This is a genomic window from Balneola sp., assembly GCA_002694685.1.
Classification (GTDB): Bacteria; Bacteroidota; Rhodothermia; order Balneolales; family Balneolaceae; genus Gracilimonas.
In genome coordinates this window covers 514,160-537,762 of record NZMW01000004.1, presented here as the reverse complement: position 1 = coordinate 537,762, position 23,603 = coordinate 514,160, and the positions used below count along the sequence as shown (strand labels likewise).

The following is a 23,603-nucleotide window of genomic DNA, read 5'->3' as shown; positions in this document are numbered from 1 at the left end:
TTCCTAAAGTCAAAAAATAAAATTATAGATTTGGTCATTGGTCATTGGTCATTGGTCACTATTAAATAGATTTGTACCTTAAGTTCAGCTTGGTAATCTTAAAGCATTCATTTTTGCATACACTTATTTAGATGAGCTTTCTCGAAAAAATCGGATTAGGCCAAAAGAGGAAAGAGCTTACCCCTCTTATTGGTGACAAGAAAAAGAAGGAACAGGAAAGGTATTCACTGAAAAGGAATCCGTACATCCGGATTGCCATCCTGATTTTTTTTATAGCACTAAGTGCCTTTTCACTTCCCCGAAATCCAGTTAACTCCGGGTTGAACTATACGGAAGGCCAGCCTTGGAGAAATCCTGATTTAACGGCTCCTTTTACTTTTGCTCTAAACAAAACGGTTGAAGAGCTTGAAAATGAACGTGAGGACATTCGGCAGAAAACAGCCCCTATTTTCAGGGTTGATACAAATGTTCCCATTACCGTACAGGCCCGGCTTGACTCTATCTATCGCGATATACAACCTGTACTCGAAAGTTATACGGATTGGCAATCTTCAAAAAGAGCTGAACAGGAAAGAGCCTATGATGACAGCACTAGGTTTGCTCAGGAATTAAGCCAAACTGAAGTTCAACTCACCGAGCCCTCCTGGCAAGTATTACTTGATAGTTACGACCGTGTTCAGCAACTGAATCTTCCTCCAAATCAATTTTTAGGGGTGAATGTAAAACAAGAGCTGGAGTCGTTAATTGATGAGTTGATGAGTCAGGGCATTATCAACAGGAATAAGAGCAATCTTAATACCGGTAAAATCACCATTAGGAATACTGTTGAAAGCACAGAGCAGTCTGTGGACTTGGCGCGGGTCAGAGACTTACGGGAAGCAAATGAATACATGCAGTTCAGGCTTAACAGAACTTTTCCCGATAGCCTGACTCAACTAGCCATAGAGCTTTACAATAAAGTCATCATCCCAAATTATAAATATAATGAAGAGGACACTCAGGCTCGTTTAGAAGAGGCTTTATCAACTATTTCGGAGAGTAAAGGTGCTATTGCTCAGGGACAGGTTATTGTACGCCGCGGAGATCTTGTTACCCCCGAACGTGCCAATATTTTGAAAAGCCTTGCTGAGGCTCGTTCAGAAAATGCTACCAATATTGAGAAATGGGTCCGTTTTGCAGGGCAAATAGTGATCATCATCGCGGTGACTTTTGTGTTCTTCATGTACATCTATTTATATCGAAGAAACATCACTTCCGATAATGGACTCTTCTTACTCGTTTTCCTGATCATGGGTTTGGTTTCGTTTGGCTCAGGCCTCGTCAATTACCTTGACATAGCTGATCCTTACATTATTCCGATCGCCATAGCTCCCATTGTCCTTACCATTATTTTTGATTCGAGGGTTGGTCTTGTTTCATCCATCACACTCGCAACACTTTTAGGATTAGTAAATGGGAATAGCTTTGAGTTTGTAGTGGCTACTTTTGCCGCTTGTAGTTTGGGAGTATTCTCGGTTCGGGATATCAAAGACCGCTCACAGTTCTTCTTTACAACTCCCGGTATTGTATTCGTTACTTATGTGTTGGTGGTGGGATCTTTCAAAGTTGCTACACTCAGTGGCTGGGAGATGTTTGCCTCTGATTTGATGTACATCGCAATCAGTTCGGTATTTATCCTGTTCACCTACCCTATTATCCTTCTTTTTGAGAAGCTCTTTGGCGTCACAACCGACTTCACGCTTATTGAACTTGGCGACACCAACCAGCCGGTGCTCAAAGAACTGATGAATAAAGCGCCGGGTACTTTCCACCACAGTCTTCAGGTAGCAAACCTATCGGAAGCAGCTGCCTCAGCCATTGGAGCCAACTCCCTTTTATGCCGTGTGGGTGCTTTATACCATGATATTGGCAAAATGGTGAAGCCCGAATATTTTGTTGAAAATCAAACTAAAGGGGTGAATGAGCATGACAAGCTGAAGCCCCAGATGAGTGCAATGGTCATTAAAGCGCACGTCAGTGAGGGCGTTAAAATGGCTGAGGATGAAGACCTTCCAGAGATTATTATCGACTTTGTGAGAACCCATCACGGCACCTCTGTTATCCGCTACTTCTTTGAAAAAGCTAAAGAAGATGACGATATGAAAAGCATGCTTCAGGAAGACCAGTTTCGCTATGAAGGTCCGCTTCCTTCTACAAAAGAGACGGGTATCTTGCTTTTAGCTGATGGAATTGAAGCAGCTTCTAGGGCTATGAAAAATCCGACCTACAGTAAGCTCGAAAACTTAGTCAACCGCATGGTAGACGATCGTGTTGCTGAAGGTCAGCTTAGCCACTGCCCACTTACATTTCGCCACCTACAGATTATTAAAGAAACTTTCCTCAATATTTTGGTTGGTGTGTATCATAGCCGGGTTGAGTATCCTGAAGACAAAGAGCGTGAAAAAGATGAGCGGGCCAAAGAAAAAGCAGCTGAGGCTCAACGAGCAAACGCTTCTGAAAATGGCTCCGAGCAACATCAGGAAGAAGAAACAAACGAGTAATTGTGGCTTTTAAGCAAGAACTGGATTTGTACCTGCAGTTTGTTAAGCTTGAAAAAGGACTGACCCAGAACTCTGTAGTTTCCTACAAAAACGATTTAGAACGCTACTTCCGGTATCTCACCACTGAAACCAAAATTGGAGACTTATCCGGAGTTACACTCAGCCATATTGAGGATTTTTTAAATTTTTTAGTGGATGAAGAACTCCTGTCAGCCAGCTCCTTAGCCCGGAACATTTCGAGTATCCGTGGTTTTCACGAATTCGCTGTGGTTGAAGGAATTACAAAAGCTAATCCAGCCGAACTTGTAGAGCTCCCCAAAAAGGCATCCAAGCTTCCTGAAGTTTTAGATCGTGATGAAATTGAAGCGATCCTCGACACCCCGGATTTAACTACGAACGCCGGAATTCGGGATAAAGCTATTTTGGAGACGTTATATGGAACCGGAATGCGTGTGAGCGAGCTTACGGGACTCGAACAAGATCGCCTCATTTTTGAAATTGGATTTATCAGAGTGATTGGGAAAGGAAATAAAGAGCGATTGGTCCCTGTAGGTGAAATTGCCCAAGATGCTATTTCACATTACACCGAGCGCGTTCGCCCGAAGTTTTTTAATCCCGAAAAAGCACACAAAGCGAAGAATAAAGTGTTTTTAAGCATGAGAGGCAGTGCTTTATCGAGGATGAGTATTTGGAATATCGTCCAAAAGGCATCCGAGAAAGCGGAAATAGAAAAGAATGTTTACCCTCATATCTTCCGCCATTCTTTTGCTACCCATCTGCTGGAAGGCGGTGCTGATTTACGAGCCGTTCAGGAAATGTTGGGGCACTCTTCCATCCTGACTACCGAAATTTATACCCATGTAGATCGTTCGTTTCTGCACCAGGTGCATAAGGAATTTCACCCCAGAGCATAAAGTTCTTAATAAATTTACATTCTTTTCGTTCAGCTTTACACTTTAGTTCTCTTATTTTAATAGAAATTCAATAATAAGATCTGATACATGACCAGCACTCGTTTACTTTTCCTGCTTATTACTTTTGTATTCGCATCTCAATCCTTACCCGCACAGGTATTCAATTCAAAAAGCTATTCCAATGGAATGGTGGTGTCTGCAGATAAACATGCTTCCGAAATTGGAAAAGAGATTCTTCAAAGTGGCGGAAATGCTGTTGATGCTGCCGTCGCTGTCCAGTTTGCTTTAGCTGTTACTTTACCCCGAGCCGGTAATATTGGTGGCGGTGGATTTATGATGGTCCGTTTGGCTAACGGAGAAACCGCGGCTTTGGATTTCAGAGAAAAAGCACCTCAAAGTGCTTCAAGAAACATGTATATCCGTAATGGAGAATTCAAGTCAGATTTAAGCTGGGAAGGCATTTTAGCCGTAGGTGTTCCAGGAACTGTTGACGGTATGATTAAAGCGTTAGAACGATATGGGCGCTTGCCACTAGATGTAGTCATTCAACCTGCCATAAAGTTAGCCAGAGAAGGATATATACTCTCATATTCACAAGCTGAGGACTTAAACAACCACAGAGATACCTTCAATAAATATCAGGCTTCTGCCAAATATTTCACCACCGGTGATACAACCCTCTTTGAAGAAGGCGATTTGTTTGTACAGGAAGATTTGGCAGAAACGCTGGAACGCATTTCGCGCTTTGGCCGGGAAGGTTTTTATTCGGGCCCCGTAGCTGACGCTATTGTAAGTGAGATGGAAAGATATAGGGGCATGATTACCTATCGCGATCTTCGTAATTATGATAGTAAATGGCGCGATCCTGTAGTGGCTGAATACCTAGACTATGAGCTTCATATCATGCCTCCGCCAAGCAGCGGAAGTGTTGCTATCGCTCAAATCTTAGAAATGATAGACGAGTACCCCTTAGCTGATTTGGGACATAATTCTGCTGATTATGTTCATGTTGTTGCTGAAGCCATGCGCCGGGCTTTTGCTGATCGTTCTTTCTATTTAGGTGATCCTGATTTTGTGGATATTCCCATGCAAGAATTATTAAGTGAGGAATACAATTCAACCCGCATGGAAAGCTTCTCTATGGAAGAAGCCACACCATCTTCCTCTCTGGCCCATGGTGAAATTGCCGGGGCTATGGAATCTTCAGAAACAACTCATTTTTCTATTGTTGACTCCGATGGAAATGCAGTGGCTGTTACCACTACCCTTAATGGATCTTTTGGAAGTCATGTTTCGGTGAATGGAGCCGGATTCCTTCTTAATAATGAAATGGATGATTTCTCAGCTCAACCCGGCGAGCCTAACGCATACGGTCTCATTGGCGCTGAAGCTAATGCAATAGAGCCCGGCAAACGAATGTTAAGCAGCATGTCACCCACTATAGTAACCAAAGATGGAAAAGTAGATATGGTGTTAGGTGCTGCGGGCGGACCCAGAATTATAACCGCAACTTTACAGAGTTTTTTAAATCGTGCTGTATTTGGAATGAGAGCTCAACAAGCAACAGCCGCCACAAGATTTCATCACCAGTGGCTTCCGGATGTACTTATGCCTGGCCAGTATGGACTCAGTCCTGATACCAAAGCCTTACTCGAAGCCAAAGGACATCGCATTTTTGAAATTCCCGGAGTCGGCCGTGCCCATAATATCTTTATAGAACAAAATGGAGACTTAAGCGCCGGAGTAGATCCTCGTGGCGATGGCTATGCTTCCGGTTACTAAATAATTCTTGAGTCCAACCGATAACATCTTTACTCTTTGTAAACGTACAAATCCCCTTAAATTCGCGTTCAATACTTATGGAACAAGCTTACGAATCGATATCCTGGCAAGAAGATCACTTAGTAATTTTAGATCAGACTCAACTCCCGCTGCGAGAAATTTATTCTGATGTAAACACAATCGGACAGGTTTGGGATGCCATCAAAAAGCTTAAAGTCCGCGGAGCACCGGCCATTGGTATTGCAGGAGCTTATGGTTTATATCTTGGAGTACAGGATCTGGAATCCAAGAACTTCACGAGTTTTAATGTAGAACTGAACCGCTGGATTGAATACCTGAAGTCATCACGCCCTACCGCCGTAAATCTTAGCTGGGCTTTGGAACGCATCAATCAGACGGTTTATGCCAATAAGGATAAAGACCTTGAAGAAATTAAGGACATCATTCTTGCGACCGCTAAAACCATACACGATGAAGACAAGCGGGTTTGTAAACAGATTGGTGAAAATGGAGCAAAACTTGTAAAGAAAGGCTGGAATATCTTAACCCACTGCAATACAGGTGGACTGGCAACCGGTGCATATGGAACCGCATTGTCTGTGATTCTACATGCTGATGCTGATGACAAAGACATTCATGTTTGGGTTGATGAAACACGTCCCCTTTTGCAGGGAGCAAGGCTAACAACCTGGGAGCTCAAACAAGCTGAGGTTCCTTTTCATATGATCACCGACTCCGCTGCAGGCTCGCTCATGAAGCAGGGCAAAGTTGACATGATTGTTGTTGGAGCTGACCGTGTAACCGCAAATGGCGATACAGCCAATAAAATCGGGACCTACCCACTTGCTGTTTTGGCGAAAGAGAATGAAATCCCTTTTTACGTTGCTCTCCCCCTCTCTACCTTCGATTTAGAGACAGAAACCGGTAACGAGATTGAGATTGAAGAACGGGATGAAGAGGAAGTAACGCACGTTGCTAAAACCCCCATCACACCTAAAAAGACTCCGGCTTATAATCCAGCTTTTGATGTAACTCCTCACCGATATATCACCGGGTTTATTACTGAAAAAGGAATTGTAGAACCGGATTTTGAAAAGAATATCAAGAAGTTGTTTGCCGATTAGCAGAATCACGGTTTATTGTATTCTCTTCTGGTTCTGTAGCATCTTCTGACTCAAGATCATCAAACAGATCGTCATCTTCCCGATGGATGTTATATGTCACGGCTATGCTGCTACCCAGTATAATTCCCACAGCCAGCCATAGGTAAGGATTGGAAGTTTGGAGCACTCCAATTCCATAACCTGACAGACCTCCGATAAGTATTCCACACAACCACGTGATGGTATTCTTCATTTTTTTTGTCCTTCCTTAAAAAACCGCCTAAATAGCGATAACCTAAACTGACTAACCTTAGAGCAACTCAGAAATCACGTTCGATTTAACCTGATGATGAGAACCATTCCAGATAACTTCTCCTTCTTTTATAACAAACATTTGTGGAGACTCATGACGAATCGCCAATTTTTCAGAAATGTGATTTGAGAGAGAACGTTGCCCGACCACATCAATTATGTGGTACTCTGCCTTTTTTCTGTAGTCATCCGAAATGCCTTCAAGGTTTTTAAGAGCCAGGTAACTGATTGCACACGTTGGGCTATGCTTGTAGATTACCTGTGGCTTTTCGTTAGATGCAGCCAAAACATCAGTCACCTCTTCCGGGGTAGAAATGTTATGCCAGCCAAAGTTTTCTTCAACTTCCATCTTGGTGCTAAACATATTACCTAAAGTCTTAAAGATGCTCATTTAACCTTTTATTAATTACCCTTTAAATATATCATGATTTTAGTTTCTTTATATAACTATTGAGTTAGAAGTTTTATGCTCAACGATTTTTAAAAAAACAACGAATCATTTTCCTTTCGTTTCCATTTACATAAGTAGATATTGAAAGAGACTTAACTAAACCAACAAATTAAAGAGATTATGGATACACAAGTTAAAGCACATTGGCTGGGACACTCAGCTTTTAAACTGGAAAGTCAAAGTGGAAAGATTATTTATATCGATCCCTTTCTCAAAGACAACCCGACTACGCCAGATGAATTTAAAGAAGTCAAAGAAGCTGATTATGTATTATTAACTCACGGCCATGAAGATCATGTTGGGGATACCGTTGAAATCGCTAAGAACACAGGCTGTAAGGTCGTTGCTAACCTAGAATTGGTTGGACTTCTGCAGGAAGAAGGATTATCTGAAGACCAAGCTGTTGGATTTAACAAAGGCGGAACCGTTCATTTTGATGACTTTTCTGTGACCCTTGTTTCAGCCAACCACAGCTCTTCGTTCAAAGGCAAATACGCTGGTGATCCCGGAGGTCTTATACTCTCATTTGAAGATGACATATGCGTTTACCATATGGGTGATACCAATATTTTTGCTGACCTTGAAATTTATGGCGAACTCTATCGCCCTCATGTAGTATTAGCCCCAATTGGAGACCACTTCACCATGGGACATGAAGAAGCTGCTTATGCCGTGGAAATGATCGGTGCAAAAATAGCAGTGCCAATACACTATGGAACATGGCCACCATTGGTTGGAGATCCTGAAGAATTTAAAGCTATTCTGGAAGATCTTACCGATACAGAAGTATTAATACCGGAATTAGGATCTAATTTCCTGGGATAACTTTTTTGATTTCCCTCCCTAGCCACAAATCTGAAATATGATTTGTGGCTTTTTTTTGTTTTGAACTTAATGATCATTGGACTAGTGCCGATAAGGAAAACCTAAGTGGTCTATCGAAAGGTTTTTGTTTAAATTTAGTCTAGGAATCAATGGTATTATATATGATGGAAGGGCAAAACGACCTCTTCAAAATTGAGAATATTGAAGAGGCAGAAATAAGACAGCGTTTACTGTATCAAATTGTATCTCAGACAGATACTAATTTGGATATCCAGCTCGATAATGCTCTTAAACTTTCTACCCAACTTTTGGGAATGGAAATAGGGATTATCAGTAAAGTTGTTGATCAGACGTATATAATACAGCATCATTATGCTAAACATAATGGGTTGGAAAATGGCCAAAAATTTAAACTAGGCCATACTTTCTGTGCCATCACGTTAGAAAGCAACCGGGCAATCGCCATTGATTACATGAAAGAAAGCCCGTGGAGTCGCCATCCTTGTTACGAATTCTTTGAGCTAGAATCTTACATCGGTATTCCCATTATTGTTGACGATGACATTTATGGCACGCTTAACTTTTCGAGTTCTAAGCCCAAAAAAGATGGTTTTATTGCGGCAGACAGAAATTTAATCAAACTGCTTTCGCAATGGATTAGTGGTATCATAAAACGTAAACAAGTAGAAAAGCAACTTCAGGACCAAAAAGAGCTTTACAGGCTGATCTCAAAGAATTCCGCCGATATGATCTGTTTACATGATCCAGACGGCACTTATAAATTTGTCTCCCCCTCTGTCGAAAACCTTCTGGGATATACACCTAAAGAGCTTGTAGGTAAAAACCCTTATGAATTCTTTCACCCAAAAGACCAAGAAAGAATCAAATCAGAATCTCACCAAAAGGCACTCGAAAAAGATCCATCCAGAAATTTCCATTATCGAATTCGAAAAAAAGATGGCTCTTATGTCTGGTTTGATACCGCAACTGAAATTATTACAGATGAAGAGGGTGAAGTAGTCAGCCTCCAAACTACTTCCAGAGACATATCAAAACAAAAGAATCTTGAGATATTATTTGCTCAAGCACAGAAAATGGCAAATGTAGGAGGATGGGAAATTAATCTGGAATCCGGGAAATTATTTTGGACCGATGAAGTTTACCGTATCCATGAGAAAGAAATTGGATCAGAAGTTTTCTTAGATGAAGGTCTTAGTTACTTTCCAAAAGAAGCACAAGAAACCCTTCAGGAATCCCTTAAAGTAACCCTTGAAACCGGAGAGCCCTACGATTTAGTGTTACCCTTCACAAGTGCTAAAGGAACAAAAAAATGGGTGCGTGCTATTGGAAAAGCATTATTTGCGGAAGGTAAAGCTTACAAACTCCATGGGACTTTTCAGGATATAACGAAACAAAAAGAATATCAGCAAAAAATTAATCTTCAGAATAAAGAGCTCCAAAACCTGACTGAAACTCAGGACAAACTCTACTCAATTATCGGGCATGATTTGAAAGGAGCCTTTTTTGGAATTACCGGCATGCTCGAGCTGCTTATGTATGAGGCAGAAGATTATTCCGAACTGGATGATGATTTTACTCACAAGCTAGAAATGGTTCAACAATCATCTCGTCAAGCGCATCAGCTTTTTGAGAATCTACTAGGTTGGACACGCCTGAAAAGAGATACGCTTGAACCAAATTACTCGAAATTTGAACTAACCTCTGAGATCAATAAAGTCCTCTCATTGTTCAAATCTACTGCAGAAAGTAAACAAATAACTATAAACACAGATTACAGGACGTCTGCAGAAATAAATGCTGATTCCTCAATGGTTTCTACCATTTTCCGGAATTTAATTTCAAATGCTTTGAAGTTTTCTGAACCTGAAAGTGAGATCGATATTACCATTTCTGAAACAGAAACTGATACGGTCATCTCTATTAAAGATTATGGAATTGGAATGCCTGAAAAGGTAAGAGCTCGTTTATTTGACCCCTCATCCCGGCCAAAAAGAAAGGGTACCAATCAGGAAAAAGGAACAGGACTTGGAATGCTTTTATGTAAGGAGATGATCGATCTCCATCAAGGCACTATCAAAGTAAACACCAAAGAAGGTGAAGGAACCGAGTTTATTGTCAAATTGCCTAAAAAGATGATTGAATAAACAGACTATCTATATATTTTAAGTGACTTAAATCTCTAAAATATAACTCAATGAAAGTCCTCTTCATCGGCGGTACCGGCAACATAAGCAGATCAGTTAGTAAATTAGCTTTATCTAAAGGCATTGATTTATACTTATTGAACCGGGGTAAGACAGATGCAGATATTCCCGGTGCTAAAACCATCGCAGCAGATATTTATAATCTGGAAGAGACCAAGAAAGCTTTACAAGAACATACATGGGATGTAGTTGTAAACTGGATTGCTTTCATCCCCGAACATATTCAAAACGATCTGCAGCTATTCAGAGGAAAGACGAAGCAATATATCTTTATCAGTTCAGCTTCTATCTATCAAAAGCCTCCAAGCATGCCGGTTATTGATGAATCAACACCCCTTTCAAATCCTTTTTGGGAATATTCCAGAGATAAAATTGCTTGCGAAGAACTTTTGATGGAAGCCTACCGGGAAGATCAATTCCCAGTTACTGTCGTACGACCTTCACATACTTATGATACTAGAATTCCGGTAGCTATTGGGGGGTGGACTGAGTACACCATCATTGACCGTATGAAGAAAGGCAAGAAAGTGATTATCCACGGCGACGGCACTTCTCTCTGGACGATTACGCATGCCCGGGATTTCGCAAAAGGATTTACAGGATTGTTGGGTAATCAGCGTTCATTGGGTCAAGCCATCAATATTACTTCCGATGAAGTCCTCACCTGGAATCAAATTTACGAAGCGGTTGCCAACGCTGCCGGAGTAGAGCTAAATGCTGTCCATATTTCTTCCGATTTCATTTCAAGAATAGCTCCCGGAGAAGCTGACGGCCTACTTGGCGACAAAGCTCATTGTGCCATCTTCGATAATTCCAAAATCAAACAGTTGGTCCCTAACTATACAGCTACTATTCCTTTCAGCGAAGGTATTAAAGAGACACTGGCTTGGTTTGAAGAAAAAGAAGAACGGATGATTGTGAATCCCGACACCAACACCATGATGGACAAAATAATCGCTGCTCACGAAAGGTAATCGAAAAAATTTCTTAAGAAATACTTCCTTCCTTTTTCTTGATGTATGTAACCTTTTCAACTGGGTTTAGTGTAGTTAATAGCATCCAACCCTGCCAATTACTTCACTTCTATCGAAACAAAGAATTAGTCATGTCGTAGTGTGCCGTGTTGGAAATAACAAAATAGGTTTTAACACACTCCCATGAAAAAATTTAGCTACCCCCTTTCTGCCTTACTACTTATTGCACTGTTAATTGGCACTTCTGCCTGCAGCAATGGAGATAATCAAGATCAAAATAATGAAGACGAAAAACTGGTTATTCCAGTTGAAGTCAGCAATGTAAGCCGTGGTAATATTTCAGCTTACTATGCCAATACCGCTACCCTCGAAGCTGAACAAGAGGCCACTGTTGTTGCCAGAGTTCGTGGTATTGTCCGTGAAATTTATGTAGAAGAAGGAGATCAGGTTAAGGCAGGTCAGGTCATCGCAAAAATTGAAGATGACCAATATCGAATTGAGGCCGCCCGCGCAAAAGCTACTCTCGACCGTCTTCAAAACGACTTTCAGAGAAATAAAGAACTGTATGAGAAAAACCTGATCGCTGCAGAAGCATACCAAAACTCTCAATATGAGTTTGAGTCTCAAAAAGCAGCCTATGAACTGGCTCAGCTCAACTTAGAGCATACTTCTATTAAGTCTCCTATCAGCGGCGTGATTTCAGAACGATATGTGAAGGTTGGAAATATGATTGGTACTGATCAGCAGGTATATCGGGTAACTGACTTTAGTCCGCTACAGGCTATTCTTCATATTCCAGAACATGAAATGGCTAAGATCAGAAAAGATCAAAGAACTGAACTCAGAGTTGATGCCCTTCCAAATCAAACATTTTTGGGCCACGTAGAGCGAATCAGTCCTGTCGTTGATTCAGAAACCGGGACGTTTAAAGTCACCATCTTTGTAGATGAAACCAAAGACATGTTGAGACCCGGAATGTTTGGCCGCGTTAAAATTGTATATGACACCCGCGAAAATACCCGAATGATTCCCAAGTCTGCGGTAATGTCTCAAGATTTAGCCCAAAGCGTATATGTGATAAAAGACTCGCTGGCCTTCAAAAAACAAATTCGCACCGGATATGTGAATGGAATGAATATCGAGGTTATCGATGGACTTGAGGACGGTGAAATGGTGGTCACCATTGGGCAGGGAAGCCTGCAAGACAGCTCAAAAGTAAATGTAATTACCAATCTGTAAGCGGGTACTCCCATGAAAATAATAGACCTTTCTATACGCCGGAAAGTTACCATCGCTATGTTTACAGTTGGCATATTGCTGTTCGGCATGGTCTCTCTTTCCAGATTAAACGTAAATCTATTACCTGAACTCAGCTATCCAACGCTCACCATTCGCACTGAATTTGAAGGAGCAGCACCGGTTGAGGTCGAAAACCTGATAACCAAGCCTGTTGAAGAAGCAGTTGGTGTAGTAAAAGGAGTTCAGCAAGTTCGTTCAATTTCAAGAGCCAGTCAGTCTGACGTTGTGCTTGAGTTTGCCTGGGGTACCGATATGAATATCGCCAACCTTGACGTAATGGCTAAGCTTGATGCCGTCCAACTTCCTTTAGATGCAGACAAACCGGTTACGTTGCGTTTCGACCCTACGCTTGATCCAATCATGCGATATGCACTTTACTACAGTGAAGAAGAGCCTGAATCAACTAGTAATGAAGCGGATGTTGATTATGCGTCATATCAGGATTTAGAAAGTCCGGATGCTATTTCACGGTTAAAAGGTCTGCGTGTATTAGCTGATGAACAGCTTAAAAAGAACTTAGAATCAGCCCTGGGAGTAGCTTCGGTAAAAATCAGTGGTGGTCTTGAAGAAGAAATTCAGGTCAATATTGACCAGCAGCGACTTTCCTACTTGAACATCCCTATCGAATCCGTTACTCAAATATTAGGCGCCGAAAATGTAAACCTTTCCGGTGGACGTTTGGAGGAAGGAGCACAGCAGTACCTGGTACGCACACTCAATGAATTTAAGACGGTAGATCAAATCAGGAATGTAGTAGTGTCTGCTACTCCTGAAAATACGATCTATCTCAAAGATGTAGCTGAAGTTGTACAGGCTTATAAAGAACGTGAAGCTATTACCCGCCTCAATGGTTCTGAAGCGGTTGAAATTGCAATCTACAAGGAAGGTGATGCCAATACTGTAGCAACTGCTGACGCTATAAATGCCCGGGTTTCTCAAATAAAAGGTGCCCTTCCCAATGAAATGAAGCTGGAGAAAGTATATGACCAATCAGTTTTTATAGCTTCTGCTGTAGATGAGGTGAAAAATGCGGGAATCATTGGCGGTATCTTAGCTGTGATTGTGCTTTATCTCTTCCTTCGAAATTTCTGGACTACCGTTATCATTTCGGTCTCTATTCCGGTTTCAATTATTGCCACTTTCAACCTCATGTACGGCAATGACATTTCCTTAAACATTATGTCTTTGGGAGGGATTGCCCTAGGTATTGGTATGCTGGTGGATAACTCCATTGTTGTACTCGAAAATATCGCCCGACATCGGGAGATGGGGAAAGGAATTGTAGAATCGGCCCGTGAAGGAGCCGGTGAAGTTGGTATGGCTGTTATCGCTTCTACCCTTACGACTATTGCTGTGTTCTTTCCATTGGTTTTCGTTCAGGGAATTGCCGGACAATTATTCCGTGACCAGGCCCTCACGGTAACTTTTTCATTACTTGCTTCTCTGATTGTAGCCATCACTTTAATTCCGATGTTGTCTTCTATTGGTGGTAAAAAATCAGAGGCTCAGCCTTTGGATCTTAAAGAACCTAAAACTAAAGCGGGGCGTGGTTTGCGCGCCGTTCGCATGTTTTTATTCTACACCATCCCAACTTTAATTACACGTGGGTTAAGATTCCTTTTTAGATGGATTGGTAAAATCACCAAAGCACTATTCTCCCCGTTTGTATGGGTTTTTGATAAGTCCTATCAGGCTATTGAGAAAATGTATTCAGGCATGCTTCGATGGTCATTAAATAATAGATTTATCGTGCTTACTACTGCTTTATTGATGTTCGCAGGTTCCATTGCATTGGTTCCACAGATTGGTATAGAATTAATCCCTCAACTATCTCAAGGCGAATTTGCGGTGGAATTCAAACTTCCTCCAGGTACTCCTATCGAAGAAACAGATAAGGCTTTGCGCTCTGTTCAGAATAATTCCAAAAGCTTGCAAAATGTACAAACTACTTTTGCAGTTGCCGGAACCGGTAACCAAATGGATGCCAACCCTGAACAAGGTGGTGAAAATTGGGGTGAATTAAGTGTTACGCTTGCTTCAGGTTCATCCTCACTCGAAGAGGAAAGAGCCATGGATCAGATGAGATCATCCCTGCAACAGGTACCGGGATTACAATACAAGTTTTCCAGACCTTCCCTCTTTTCCTTCAAAACACCTGTTGAAATTGAAATCAGTGGCTTTGATCTGGACAAATTGAAATTAGCTGGTGATGCTGTCGCCCGAAAACTTTCCGAAAACAACCGTTTTGCAGATGTGAAAAGCACTATGGAAAACGGGAGCCCGGAAATTCAAATTCTGTTTGATCGCGACCGTGCAGCTGCATTAGGACTTCAGGTCCATGAAGTGGCCGACCGAATTGTCAGCAATGTCCGTGGAGATGTAGCTACCCGATATTCATGGAGAGATCGCAAAATTGATGTGCTTGTACGAGCCCGTGAAACCGACCGCGCCTCTATTGATGAGATTCAGCGATTGATTGTTAATCCCAACAGCGAACGACCTATTCCGTTGAGCGCTATTGCAGATGTCCAAATCGCTAACGGTCCCGGTGAAATTCGCAGAGTTGCACAACAGCGTGTAGCCATTGTATCCGCAAACCTAAATTATGGTGATTTAGGGGAAGCCGCTGAAGACGTGAATGTCGCTTTATCTGAAGTCACTCTGCCAACAGGTATTTTTGCTGAAATTGGCGGACAGAATGAGGAAATGTCTGAATCATTTCAGTCCCTCATTTTTGCACTTTCATTAGCCGTATTTCTTGTTTACTTGGTGATGGCCTCACAGTTTGAGTCGCTGCTTCACCCTTTTATTATCCTATTTACTATACCGCTTGCATTGGTTGGTGCAATCCTCGCGCTATATATAACCAGTACTACCATCAGTGTAGTCGTATTTATTGGGCTGATTTTACTGGCTGGTATTGTAGTAAACAACGCTATCGTCTTAATTGACCTGATTAACCAAATGCGCATGAAAGGCACCGAGAAACTTGAAGCCATTAAGGAAGGCGGAAAATCACGTTTGCGACCAATCTTGATGACAACCATGACGACCACGCTTGGCCTCCTCCCTCTTGCCATTGGCTTTGGTGATGGAGCCGAATTACGTGCCCCAATGGGTATTACAGTTATTGGCGGTCTGTTATTCTCAACCCTCCTCACATTAGTTGTTATTCCGGTGATGTACGATCTCCTTGATCGTAAGAACTATACTGTGACAACCGAAACTGAAACGGCTTAAGCTATGTCCATGCACATTACCGATATCTCCATTCGTCGCCCGGTAACAACCATTATGGTCTTTGTAAGCCTTTTGGTTGTTGGGTTGATTGCCACACGACTGGTTCCCTTAGAGTTTATGCCAAACATCACCTTTCCGGGTGCTTTTGTGCAGCTCCCTTATCCAAATTCTACCCCTACTGAAGTTAATGAAAACATAGCCCGACCCATAGAGGAAGTATTGGCGACGATCAGTGGAGTGGAAAGAATTAACTCCAACTCCGGTGAAGATAACGCTGGTGTTGTGGTCATCTTCAAACAGGGAAATGATATTGACCTGAAGGCTATCGAGATAAAGGAAAAGATTGAGAGTATTCGAAATCAACTTCCTGATGACTTCGAATATTATACCATCAATAAATTTCAGGATGGGGATGCTCCTACCCTACAGCTTCGGATATCCAGTGAGCGGGATTTGTCGGATGCCTTTGACCTCCTCAATAGAAACTTAAAAAAACGTATTGAACGCATTCCCGGGGTGGGACAAGTAACGTTGTATGGTGTTGAGAAGAAAGAAATTCGTATTGAATTAGATCCTGACCGACTTACCCAATACAACATTGATCTAAACAGATTGAGCACTACCCTTCGTCAGGCAAACTTCTCTATTTCAGCGGGTAAGATTACTGACTCAGGGCTTAGATACATGGTTCGGCCGGTAGGTAATCTTAACGGTTCTGATGATATCGGAAACATTATTATTGCTGAAAATAATATCCGGGTTAAAGACATTGCACAAGTTAAATACACCTCTCCGGAACGAAATTATGCCCGGCATTTGGATCGCAAATATGCCATTGGCCTTGATATCACCAAAGAATCAACCGCGAACACCGTTCAGGTTGTTGATGAAGTTTTAGCAGAGATTGACGAAATCAACAAGTTACCCGAAATGCGGGGTATCGAAATTTATGAGATGTTTAATCAGGCTGATGGGATCTTAAGTTCCCTTAAAGAGTTGTTTAACTCCGGCATGATTGGTGCTCTTTTCTCTATTCTTGTCCTATACATTTTCTTGCGCCAGTTGGGCACTACTCTGATTGTTGCTACTGCCGTTCCGTTTTCACTCATTGTAACACTGGGTTTTTTCTACTTCCTCGATATCTCCTTGAATATCCTTTCAATGATGGGACTTATGTTAGCCATCGGTATGCTTGTAGATAATGCTGTTGTTGTGACAGAGAATATCCACCGTTTTCAAAGGAATGGAAAAAGTGCTAAAGACTCAGCCATATTAGGTACTAAAGAGGTATCGATTGCGGTTACAGCCGGTACGCTTACATCAATCATTGTATTTCTTCCCAATGTGGTGAATGAAAGCTTTATTTCTCAGCATATGTACTATATCGGAATGGCAATTATCATAGCACTGATTGCTTCCTTGGTAATTTCGTTGACTGTAATACCCCTTTTAGCTACCAAAATTAACCCGCCCAAGAAATCGAAGAAAAAAACGATTATTGATAAATTATCCGTGAAATATTCTGCTCTTCTTGGCTGGCTGCTGGAGCGCAGAAAGATATCTGTGGCTTTTATAGTGCTACTATTTTTAAGCGGAATAATTCCTATGTCTTTCATGAGCGTGGATATGTTTCCACGGGTTGAGGAGCGCCAACTAAACCTTCAGTACAACCTGAATGCCAATTATACTCTTGAGCGCGTTAAAGAATCCGTAGATCGTATTGAAGACTATCTGTACGAGAATCAGGATAAGTTTGAAATCGAATCTGTCTACACTTATTACCAGCCGGAATATGCCCAATCCACCATTAACCTGATTGATGAAGACGATGCTAAAAAAGCAGTTACTCTGATTAAGGAAGAGATCGAAAAAGATCTCCCCAAGATAGCTATTGGTCAGCCGGGCTTTGAGTTCGTAAGCCGAAACAGCGCTGAGCAGGTTCGGGTGTTTGTTCAGGGTGAATCCATGGATGTACTGGAAGAATTAGCCGAACAAGTTGAATGGAGACTCGGACAAATTGATGGATTTGCTGATGTCCGTTCTGAAGCTGAAAGTGGCAGTGAAGAAATTCGCCTTACCGTAAATCATGACCGGGCCCGAAATTTTGGGCTTACTTCATCCGCCGTGGCCAGTATGGTTTCAGGTGCTATGCGTGGACAAACGATTCAGCGTATTCGGGGTGAAGAAAGTGAAATTGATGTGGTACTTGCTTTCCAGGATGTGAACCGACAGTCTCTGGATGATCTCAAAAACTTACCAATCTCCATTGGGGATGAACAAACAGTTAAACTCGCTTCTCTAGCTGACTTTGAGCAAAGTTCGGGTGCCGGACGCATTTTCCGCGAGAACCGCCGGACCTCATTAGGCATTGGTATTAACCTAGCCGATATTACCTCCGAAGAAGCCCGTGAGCAAATTTCCAAGGTGATGGATCAAATCGTTTATCCCGCAGGCTATGGATGGAGCTACGGACGTAGTTTTGGAAATGATATGGATGCTATGAACACCATGTTATTTAACATTGGTATCGCATTCTTCCTCATATACCTGATTATGGCTTCTCTATTTGAATCCCTAATCTACCCAACAAGTGTAATCACTTGTATTTTCTATGGAGTGATTGGAATCTTTTGGTTCTTCTTTATCACCGGAACCAATTTCGACCTGATGGCTTTCATTGGAATCCTCATCTTGATGGGAATCGTAGTGAATAACGGAATTGTGCTTATCGATCACATCAACCATTTAAGAAGCGAAGGACTTTCCCGTAGAGATGCTGTTATCCAAGGCGGTCGCGATCGTATGCGCCCTATCTTGATGACCGCTGCAACAACCGTATTGGGCTTAGTTCCACTTTGTTTTGGAACTACTCAGATTGGTGGCGAAGGTCCTCCCTACTTCCCTATGGCTCGTGCTATTGTGGGTGGACTAACCTTCTCCACCGTAGTAACACTGCTGGTACTTCCTTCTATCTATGTGATTCTGGATGACATCAAGATTTGGAGCAACCGGATTTTACACGCTGCGAAGTAATCGCTCTTACATCAATGCAATATTTAGGTTATGTTTTAGGTGAATTGAAACCTATACTTATCCATGTCAGAAGACATTACAAAGCATTCTGAGAACTTTACTATCCGTGCCAGCGAAGTAGGAGCAGGTGGACAAATTACACTGCAGGCTGTTTGCGGACTTTTTCAGGAAGTAGCAGGAAATCACGCCCTTAAACTAGACTTTGATATCACCCAACTTCAGGAAAAAGACCTTACCTGGGTCTTGCACCGAATGGATATCAAAATGGAGCGCTATCCAAACTGGCGGGAAAAGATTACCATAGAAACCTGGCCGGCTGCCGGTGATGCTTTACGAGCTTATCGTGATTACCGTATACTGGATGAAGAGGAAAACCAAATCGGGGCATGTCTCAGCTACTGGATGATGATCAACATGAAAACCCGACGCCCCACCCGAATGCCGCAGGAAGTTTTGGATCTGAGGCTTACAGATCTCGAGCATGTAATGCCCATCAAGTCAGACAAAATTGAGTCTTTTGATGAACCGGACATGGAGAAGAAGTTTGTGGTTCGTAAGTCCGATTTAGATATGAATAATCATGTCAATAATGCCCGGTTTGTAGAATGGGTGATGGAAAGTTATGACGAAGAAAAAGCCTACCTCATAAAGAATATGGACATCATATTTATGCGAGAAAGTAAAGTCGGGGATATCATCACATCCCAACGCATGGAACACGAGCCTCGTAAATTTACCCATCAACTAAAAAACCAGGATGGTAACATCCTGGCTTTAGCTAAATGTAGCTAATGGTAAACTTTGTTAGCAACACACAAAATTTCTATTTATCATTTTATCTATACACAACGATTTAAATAAATAAAACCATTGGCCCCGGATTCCTATTCAGAGAAAATTGACTTTGTAGAAGACTTCAGCATGAAAATTGAAGAGCTGGGTCATCCAAGAATATATGGACAAATTCTTGGCTGGTTGCTCATCTGTGATCCTCCCCACCAATCATTCCCGGATCTGATGGATAATCTGGATATCAGTAAAGCCTCGGTAAGCAATACTACGCGGATGCTGCTGGAGCGAGGGCTCATCGAAAAAATACGGGTTAAAGGAGAACGCCAAATCTACTTTAAACTCAAAGAAGGTTCACTGGTCGACTTTATGGAGAAGCAGCTTCAGCTTTCTCTCGATCTGGAAAAAATAACTGCAAAGGGTTTAAAGCTGGTTCAGGAAGAGAAAGAAACTGATACGCAACGACTGAAACGCGCTAATCACTTTCACCAATTTATCAGCCGACAGACCAAAGATTTGATTCAGAAATACAAGTCTGAAAATAAACTCTGATATTCGTTCGCACAAAAAGTGACTGTACGTTCATTAAAAAAATGTTAACTGAACTTTTGGCGAGCTTCTCTCCCTTCCCTTCTGTGATACACTAAACTGCTTTCATTCCCTTTAAATAGCATTTCCAGGGATTAATGAACTTTTATAACCCGCCTTGAGCACCTCAAATCTAAATTAAAATTCACTATGTTTATTTAGTTTACTAATTAGTAAACTTACTGAACAATAAATAACAAGTGTCAGTCACCTTATGACTAAGAGTTAGTGAAATGGGAACCAAAGAGCGTAAACAGCGCGAACGCAAACGCAGGAAAGATCAGATTTTGACAGCTGCTATTGAGCTGATCAACCGTCAGGGGTTTGAAAAAACCACGATGGAAGAAATCGCTGAACTGGCTGAGCTAAGCAAAGGAACCCTCTATCTATACTTCAAAGATAAATCGACGCTGCATCAGGCCATTAAGAAAAGAGGATTAAGCAGACTTCACACCCAATTTCTGGAAATTATCCAGGAGGACAAGAAAGGCGCAGATCTTGTTAAAAAGATGATGCTGACTTTTCTGGAATTTCTTACGGAGCATCGCACCTTTACCCGTGCCATGATGATATATGAGCAAACCAGAATGAACGACCTGGATGAAGAACATGAAGTGGTTGAGGAGTGCCGGCTCCTGCAGAATGAGTTACTTATGATCATTGTACGGTCTATACAAATTGGAATACAGGATGGAAGTATTAAAACCGATACCCCGCCCAAAGTTATTGCGCTGATGCTTGGAGCCCAAATGAATGGAATGCTTCAATTTTACCTGTCTGACCCAAATCAAAAAGTTCAACAAATCCTGGATGAATACAGTTTAACCATTCCCAAACTGATGGAACAGTATCTGGATATACAGTTCAGTATACCTTCAAGTAATTAATGTTTTTAATAAACAAGAATACCCAATCAAATTTTGAACTCACTCATGAAACGAACTTTACCCCACTCCTTTAACACACTGGGAGTGTTCATAATGATCATAACTTTTGGATTCACATCCGCTTCTTTTTCCCAACCTGTAGAAAATATAGCTGACTCACTAAGCCAAACGCTGAATTTAGAACAAGCCATTCAAATTTCTCTGGCCAATAATACCCAGATGAAACGGTCACTGCTTTCTGTTCGGGATGCTGACCAGCAAATACGTACAGCATGGAGTAATGTAATGCCGGATATCGCTGCTTCAGCAAATTACACCCGAAATCTCGAAGTGCCTGTAAACTTTATTCCCGCTGTCATTTTTGATCCCAATGCGGATCCCAATGAACTGGTTCCCGTTGCATTCGGAACGGATAACAATTGGCAAGGAGGCTTTACGGTTTCCCAAACTATTTTTAGCGGACAGGCTTTTGTAGGCATTAGCAGTTCGGAATTATATAAGGCAGCTCAATCTGAAAGTATGCGTGCTACTGCCCAGGGCATTGTTACGCAAACCAGGATTGCATATTACCAGGCTTTGGTGGCTAAAGAACAGCTTCGATTGTCTGAATCCCAAATTGAGCGGATTGAAAAAAATCTGTCAGATGCCCGAAAATTGTATGAACAAGGATTTACAGATGAATATGCCGTCCTGCAGCTGGAAGTTCAGCTTAGTAACCTGAAGCCTCAGCTTACAAGAGCTCAATTCGGTGTTCAGAATGCGCTTCAAGAGCTACTGGATGTGATGGGGCTTCCGGTACAGCTTTCTATCAGTATTAAAGGTGATTTGAGTACCTATGACATTTACACCAATACAGTCGAAACAAGTGATAATGAAGAACTGAAGCATATTGACAGCTTAACCCCACTGGTTTTAGAAAGTGATTCTGTGGCTTTAAGACAGGCCATGGATCTTCGCGGAGATCTCAGAATACTTGATATTCAGAAAAAACTGCAAGGCAAACAGCTGGATGCTCAGCGGAGTACATATCTACCCAATATTGTAGCAAATTATGGGTTGAACTGGACTGCTTCTCAGCCCGGAACTCCTCAATTTTTTGGAACAGATGATTCCCGGGCCCGTTCACAAACGTTATCACTCGGAATTCAGCTTCCTATTTTTCAGGGCTTTCAAAGAGATGCTGCCATTCAGCAGGCTAAAATTCAGATTAAAGATACACAGCTTCAACTTTATCAAGCTAAACAAAAAGCCAACAAAGAAATTTTTACTGCCAAGCAGGGCGTCCGCGAGGCTTTACAAACAAGTGATGCGCTAAAAAAAGCATTACAGCAAGCTGAACGTGGATATGAACGAGCTTTAGTACGCTATCAAAACGGACTGGGCTCACAGCAGGAAGTGACGGATGCCAACTTACAACTGCGTCAGGCTGAAATTAATTACGCCCAAATGGTTTCCGGCTATTTGTCGGCCAAAGCCCAATACGATCAGGCCGTTGGACAAGTGCCTTTTGTGGGGCAAGACATTCAAGACATCAAAGAAAATATTGAACTCAAATAACATGAAACTCACTCAAATGAAATCTCAAATATCGATACTCGCCTTAGTTCTACTGATTACCGGCTGTGGAAACGGCGGAGACACTGAAACCGGCGAAAGTGAAGTCCCGAAGAATACAACTCCGGTTTATGTTCAGGAAATTCAACCTTCCGTATTCCACCATTATATAAGCATTCAGGGAGATGTGGAGTCGGATAAAACCATCATGATTACTCCCAAAACCACAGCTACCGTTGAAGAAATTCGGGTACGTGCAGGTCAGGATGTTAAAAAAGGCGATATCCTTGCAAAGCTGGATGGCGAAATTACACGAAGTCAACTTCAGGAAGTGAAAACACAGTTGGAACTGGCAAAAACAGTGTATGAGCGTCAACAAAATTTGCGCGACCAAAATGTAGGTTCCGAAATTGAACTCCTTCAATCCAAAACCCAGTATGAATCAGCCAAAAACCAGCTGGCAACGTTAAATGAGCAATATGAAAATTATACCATCCGGGCTACGATTTCAGGAACCGTAAATCAGGTTGACTTGAAAGTTGGGGAAACGGTGGGACCAGGAACTCCGGTCTTTCAGTTAACTAATTCTGAGGCTTTAAAAGTTACAGCTTCTGTTTCTGAAGCATATATCACCCGGGTTGACCAGACAGATAGTGTGCAAGTTTCTTTCCCAAGCCTAGATATCTCCCCTATCAACAAAAGGTTGGATGTGGTGAGTAAAGTAATTAATCCTTCAAACCGAACATTTGGAGTGGAAATATATCTGCCAGACAATATGGAACAAATTCGTCCCAACATGATGGCGAAAATCAGGATTAATGACGTGACGCTGACCGATCAAATCGTGATTCCCTTAAACACCGTCCAGAAAGCAAATAATAAAAATCATGTGTTTGTAGCGGAAGAAACCAACGAAGGCTGGATTGCTACACGAAGAGAGGTAACCACCGCCCAGAGCTATAAAAACGACATGGTTATTAGCGAAGGATTGCAGGCTGGGGAGCTTCTGATCACCTCCGGCTATGCCAACCTGTCTAACGGGCAGCCGATCTCCATTCAGGAAGAAAATTAATTATAGAGCGAGCAT

General features: G+C 41.9%; 17 protein-coding genes. 15 read left to right on the top strand and 2 right to left on the bottom strand.

Annotation, left to right across the window (positions count from 1 at the left end; all coding sequences use genetic code 11):
• Positions 1–131 precede the first annotated feature (131 nt).
• The 4 genes from CL667_07820 to mtnA all read left to right on the top strand — a co-directional run bounded on the left by CL667_07820 (position 132) and on the right by mtnA (position 6,360).
• The gene (locus tag CL667_07820) at positions 132–2,540 is read left to right on the top strand and encodes a hypothetical protein (protein ID MAL17604.1); all 2,409 of its coding nucleotides are present in this window, start codon (positions 132–134) and stop codon (positions 2,538–2,540) included.
• Between the two features lie 2 nt (positions 2,541–2,542).
• A complete protein-coding gene (locus CL667_07815; GenBank protein MAL17603.1) occupies positions 2,543–3,454 on the top strand; it encodes a site-specific tyrosine recombinase XerD in 912 nt (303 codons plus the stop codon).
• A gap of 87 nt (positions 3,455–3,541) precedes the next feature.
• Positions 3,542–5,236 carry a gamma-glutamyltransferase gene (ggt, locus tag CL667_07810; protein MAL17602.1) on the top strand — a complete coding sequence of 565 codons (1,695 nt, stop codon included), beginning with the start codon at positions 3,542–3,544 and terminating at the stop codon, positions 5,234–5,236.
• Positions 5,237–5,313: 77 nt separating this feature from the next.
• Positions 5,314–6,360, top strand: a complete 1,047-nt coding sequence (mtnA, locus tag CL667_07805; GenBank protein MAL17601.1) for an S-methyl-5-thioribose-1-phosphate isomerase — start codon at positions 5,314–5,316, stop codon at positions 6,358–6,360.
• Here mtnA and CL667_07800 read toward each other — a convergent pair.
• Together CL667_07800 and ytxJ are read right to left on the bottom strand one after the other, a co-directional pair.
• Positions 6,338–6,592: a hypothetical protein gene (locus tag CL667_07800; GenBank protein ID MAL17600.1), complete on the bottom strand. Its 255-nt coding sequence runs from the start codon at positions 6,590–6,592 to the stop codon at positions 6,338–6,340. The genes mtnA and CL667_07800 overlap by 23 nt on opposite strands.
• A gap of 57 nt (positions 6,593–6,649) precedes the next feature.
• On the bottom strand, positions 6,650–7,042 hold the full coding sequence (gene ytxJ, locus CL667_07795; protein ID MAL17599.1) for a bacillithiol system redox-active protein YtxJ: 393 nt from the start codon (positions 7,040–7,042) through the stop codon (positions 6,650–6,652).
• A 180-nt stretch (positions 7,043–7,222) separates the two neighbouring features.
• Between ytxJ and CL667_07790 the strand changes: the two genes are divergently transcribed.
• From CL667_07790 to CL667_07740, 11 genes are all read left to right on the top strand, one after another.
• Entirely contained in the window at positions 7,223–7,927 is a 705-nt protein-coding gene (locus tag CL667_07790; protein ID MAL17598.1) for a metal-dependent hydrolase, read from the top strand.
• Between the two features lie 149 nt (positions 7,928–8,076).
• Positions 8,077–10,092: a hypothetical protein gene (locus tag CL667_07785; protein MAL17597.1), complete on the top strand. Its 2,016-nt coding sequence runs from the start codon at positions 8,077–8,079 to the stop codon at positions 10,090–10,092.
• A 50-nt stretch (positions 10,093–10,142) separates the two neighbouring features.
• Entirely contained in the window at positions 10,143–11,126 is a 984-nt protein-coding gene (locus tag CL667_07780; protein MAL17596.1) for an NAD-dependent dehydratase, read from the top strand.
• Between the two features lie 183 nt (positions 11,127–11,309).
• Complete coding sequence (locus CL667_07775; GenBank protein MAL17595.1) at positions 11,310–12,365, top strand: efflux transporter periplasmic adaptor subunit; 1,056 nt, start codon at positions 11,310–11,312, stop codon at positions 12,363–12,365.
• Between the two features lie 12 nt (positions 12,366–12,377).
• On the top strand, positions 12,378–15,665 hold the full coding sequence (locus tag CL667_07770) for an acriflavin resistance protein (GenBank protein MAL17594.1): 3,288 nt from the start codon (positions 12,378–12,380) through the stop codon (positions 15,663–15,665).
• A 9-nt stretch (positions 15,666–15,674) separates the two neighbouring features.
• Positions 15,675–18,698: a hypothetical protein gene (locus tag CL667_07765; GenBank protein MAL17593.1), complete on the top strand. Its 3,024-nt coding sequence runs from the start codon at positions 15,675–15,677 to the stop codon at positions 18,696–18,698.
• Between the two features lie 63 nt (positions 18,699–18,761).
• Positions 18,762–19,490: an acyl-[acyl-carrier-protein] thioesterase gene (locus tag CL667_07760; protein MAL17592.1), complete on the top strand. Its 729-nt coding sequence runs from the start codon at positions 18,762–18,764 to the stop codon at positions 19,488–19,490.
• Positions 19,491–19,568: 78 nt separating this feature from the next.
• Entirely contained in the window at positions 19,569–20,039 is a 471-nt protein-coding gene (locus CL667_07755; protein ID MAL17591.1) for a hypothetical protein, read from the top strand.
• A gap of 269 nt (positions 20,040–20,308) precedes the next feature.
• Positions 20,309–20,962: a hypothetical protein gene (locus tag CL667_07750; protein MAL17590.1), complete on the top strand. Its 654-nt coding sequence runs from the start codon at positions 20,309–20,311 to the stop codon at positions 20,960–20,962.
• A 45-nt stretch (positions 20,963–21,007) separates the two neighbouring features.
• Positions 21,008–22,519 (top strand): hypothetical protein, encoded by a 1,512-nt coding sequence (locus CL667_07745; protein MAL17589.1) that lies wholly within the window; start codon positions 21,008–21,010, stop codon positions 22,517–22,519.
• On the top strand, positions 22,365–23,588 hold the full coding sequence (locus CL667_07740) for an efflux transporter periplasmic adaptor subunit (GenBank protein ID MAL17588.1): 1,224 nt from the start codon (positions 22,365–22,367) through the stop codon (positions 23,586–23,588). Before CL667_07745 ends, CL667_07740 begins: the two co-directional genes overlap by 155 nt.
• Positions 23,589–23,603 lie beyond the last annotated feature (15 nt).

What these genes read in the sequence shown, in the direction of transcription:
- CL667_07820 (MAL17604.1), top strand. Translation starts at nt 132, where the DNA reads ATGAGCTTTCTCGAAAAAATCGGATTAGGCCAAAAGAGGAAAGAGCTT.
- ggt (MAL17602.1), top strand. Translation starts at nt 3,542, where the DNA reads ATGACCAGCACTCGTTTACTTTTCCTGCTTATTACTTTTGTATTCGCA.
- mtnA (MAL17601.1), top strand. Translation starts at nt 5,314, where the DNA reads ATGGAACAAGCTTACGAATCGATATCCTGGCAAGAAGATCACTTAGTA.
- CL667_07800 (MAL17600.1), bottom strand. Translation starts at nt 6,592, where the DNA reads ATGAAGAATACCATCACGTGGTTGTGTGGAATACTTATCGGAGGTCTG.
- ytxJ (MAL17599.1), bottom strand. Translation starts at nt 7,042, where the DNA reads ATGAGCATCTTTAAGACTTTAGGTAATATGTTTAGCACCAAGATGGAA.
- CL667_07790 (MAL17598.1), top strand. Translation starts at nt 7,223, where the DNA reads ATGGATACACAAGTTAAAGCACATTGGCTGGGACACTCAGCTTTTAAA.
- CL667_07785 (MAL17597.1), top strand. Translation starts at nt 8,077, where the DNA reads ATGGTATTATATATGATGGAAGGGCAAAACGACCTCTTCAAAATTGAG.
- CL667_07780 (MAL17596.1), top strand. Translation starts at nt 10,143, where the DNA reads ATGAAAGTCCTCTTCATCGGCGGTACCGGCAACATAAGCAGATCAGTT.
- CL667_07775 (MAL17595.1), top strand. Translation starts at nt 11,310, where the DNA reads ATGAAAAAATTTAGCTACCCCCTTTCTGCCTTACTACTTATTGCACTG.
- CL667_07770 (MAL17594.1), top strand. Translation starts at nt 12,378, where the DNA reads ATGAAAATAATAGACCTTTCTATACGCCGGAAAGTTACCATCGCTATG.
- CL667_07765 (MAL17593.1), top strand. Translation starts at nt 15,675, where the DNA reads ATGCACATTACCGATATCTCCATTCGTCGCCCGGTAACAACCATTATG.
- CL667_07760 (MAL17592.1), top strand. Translation starts at nt 18,762, where the DNA reads ATGTCAGAAGACATTACAAAGCATTCTGAGAACTTTACTATCCGTGCC.
- CL667_07750 (MAL17590.1), top strand. Translation starts at nt 20,309, where the DNA reads ATGGGAACCAAAGAGCGTAAACAGCGCGAACGCAAACGCAGGAAAGAT.
- CL667_07745 (MAL17589.1), top strand. Translation starts at nt 21,008, where the DNA reads ATGAAACGAACTTTACCCCACTCCTTTAACACACTGGGAGTGTTCATA.
- CL667_07740 (MAL17588.1), top strand. Translation starts at nt 22,365, where the DNA reads ATGCCAACTTACAACTGCGTCAGGCTGAAATTAATTACGCCCAAATGG.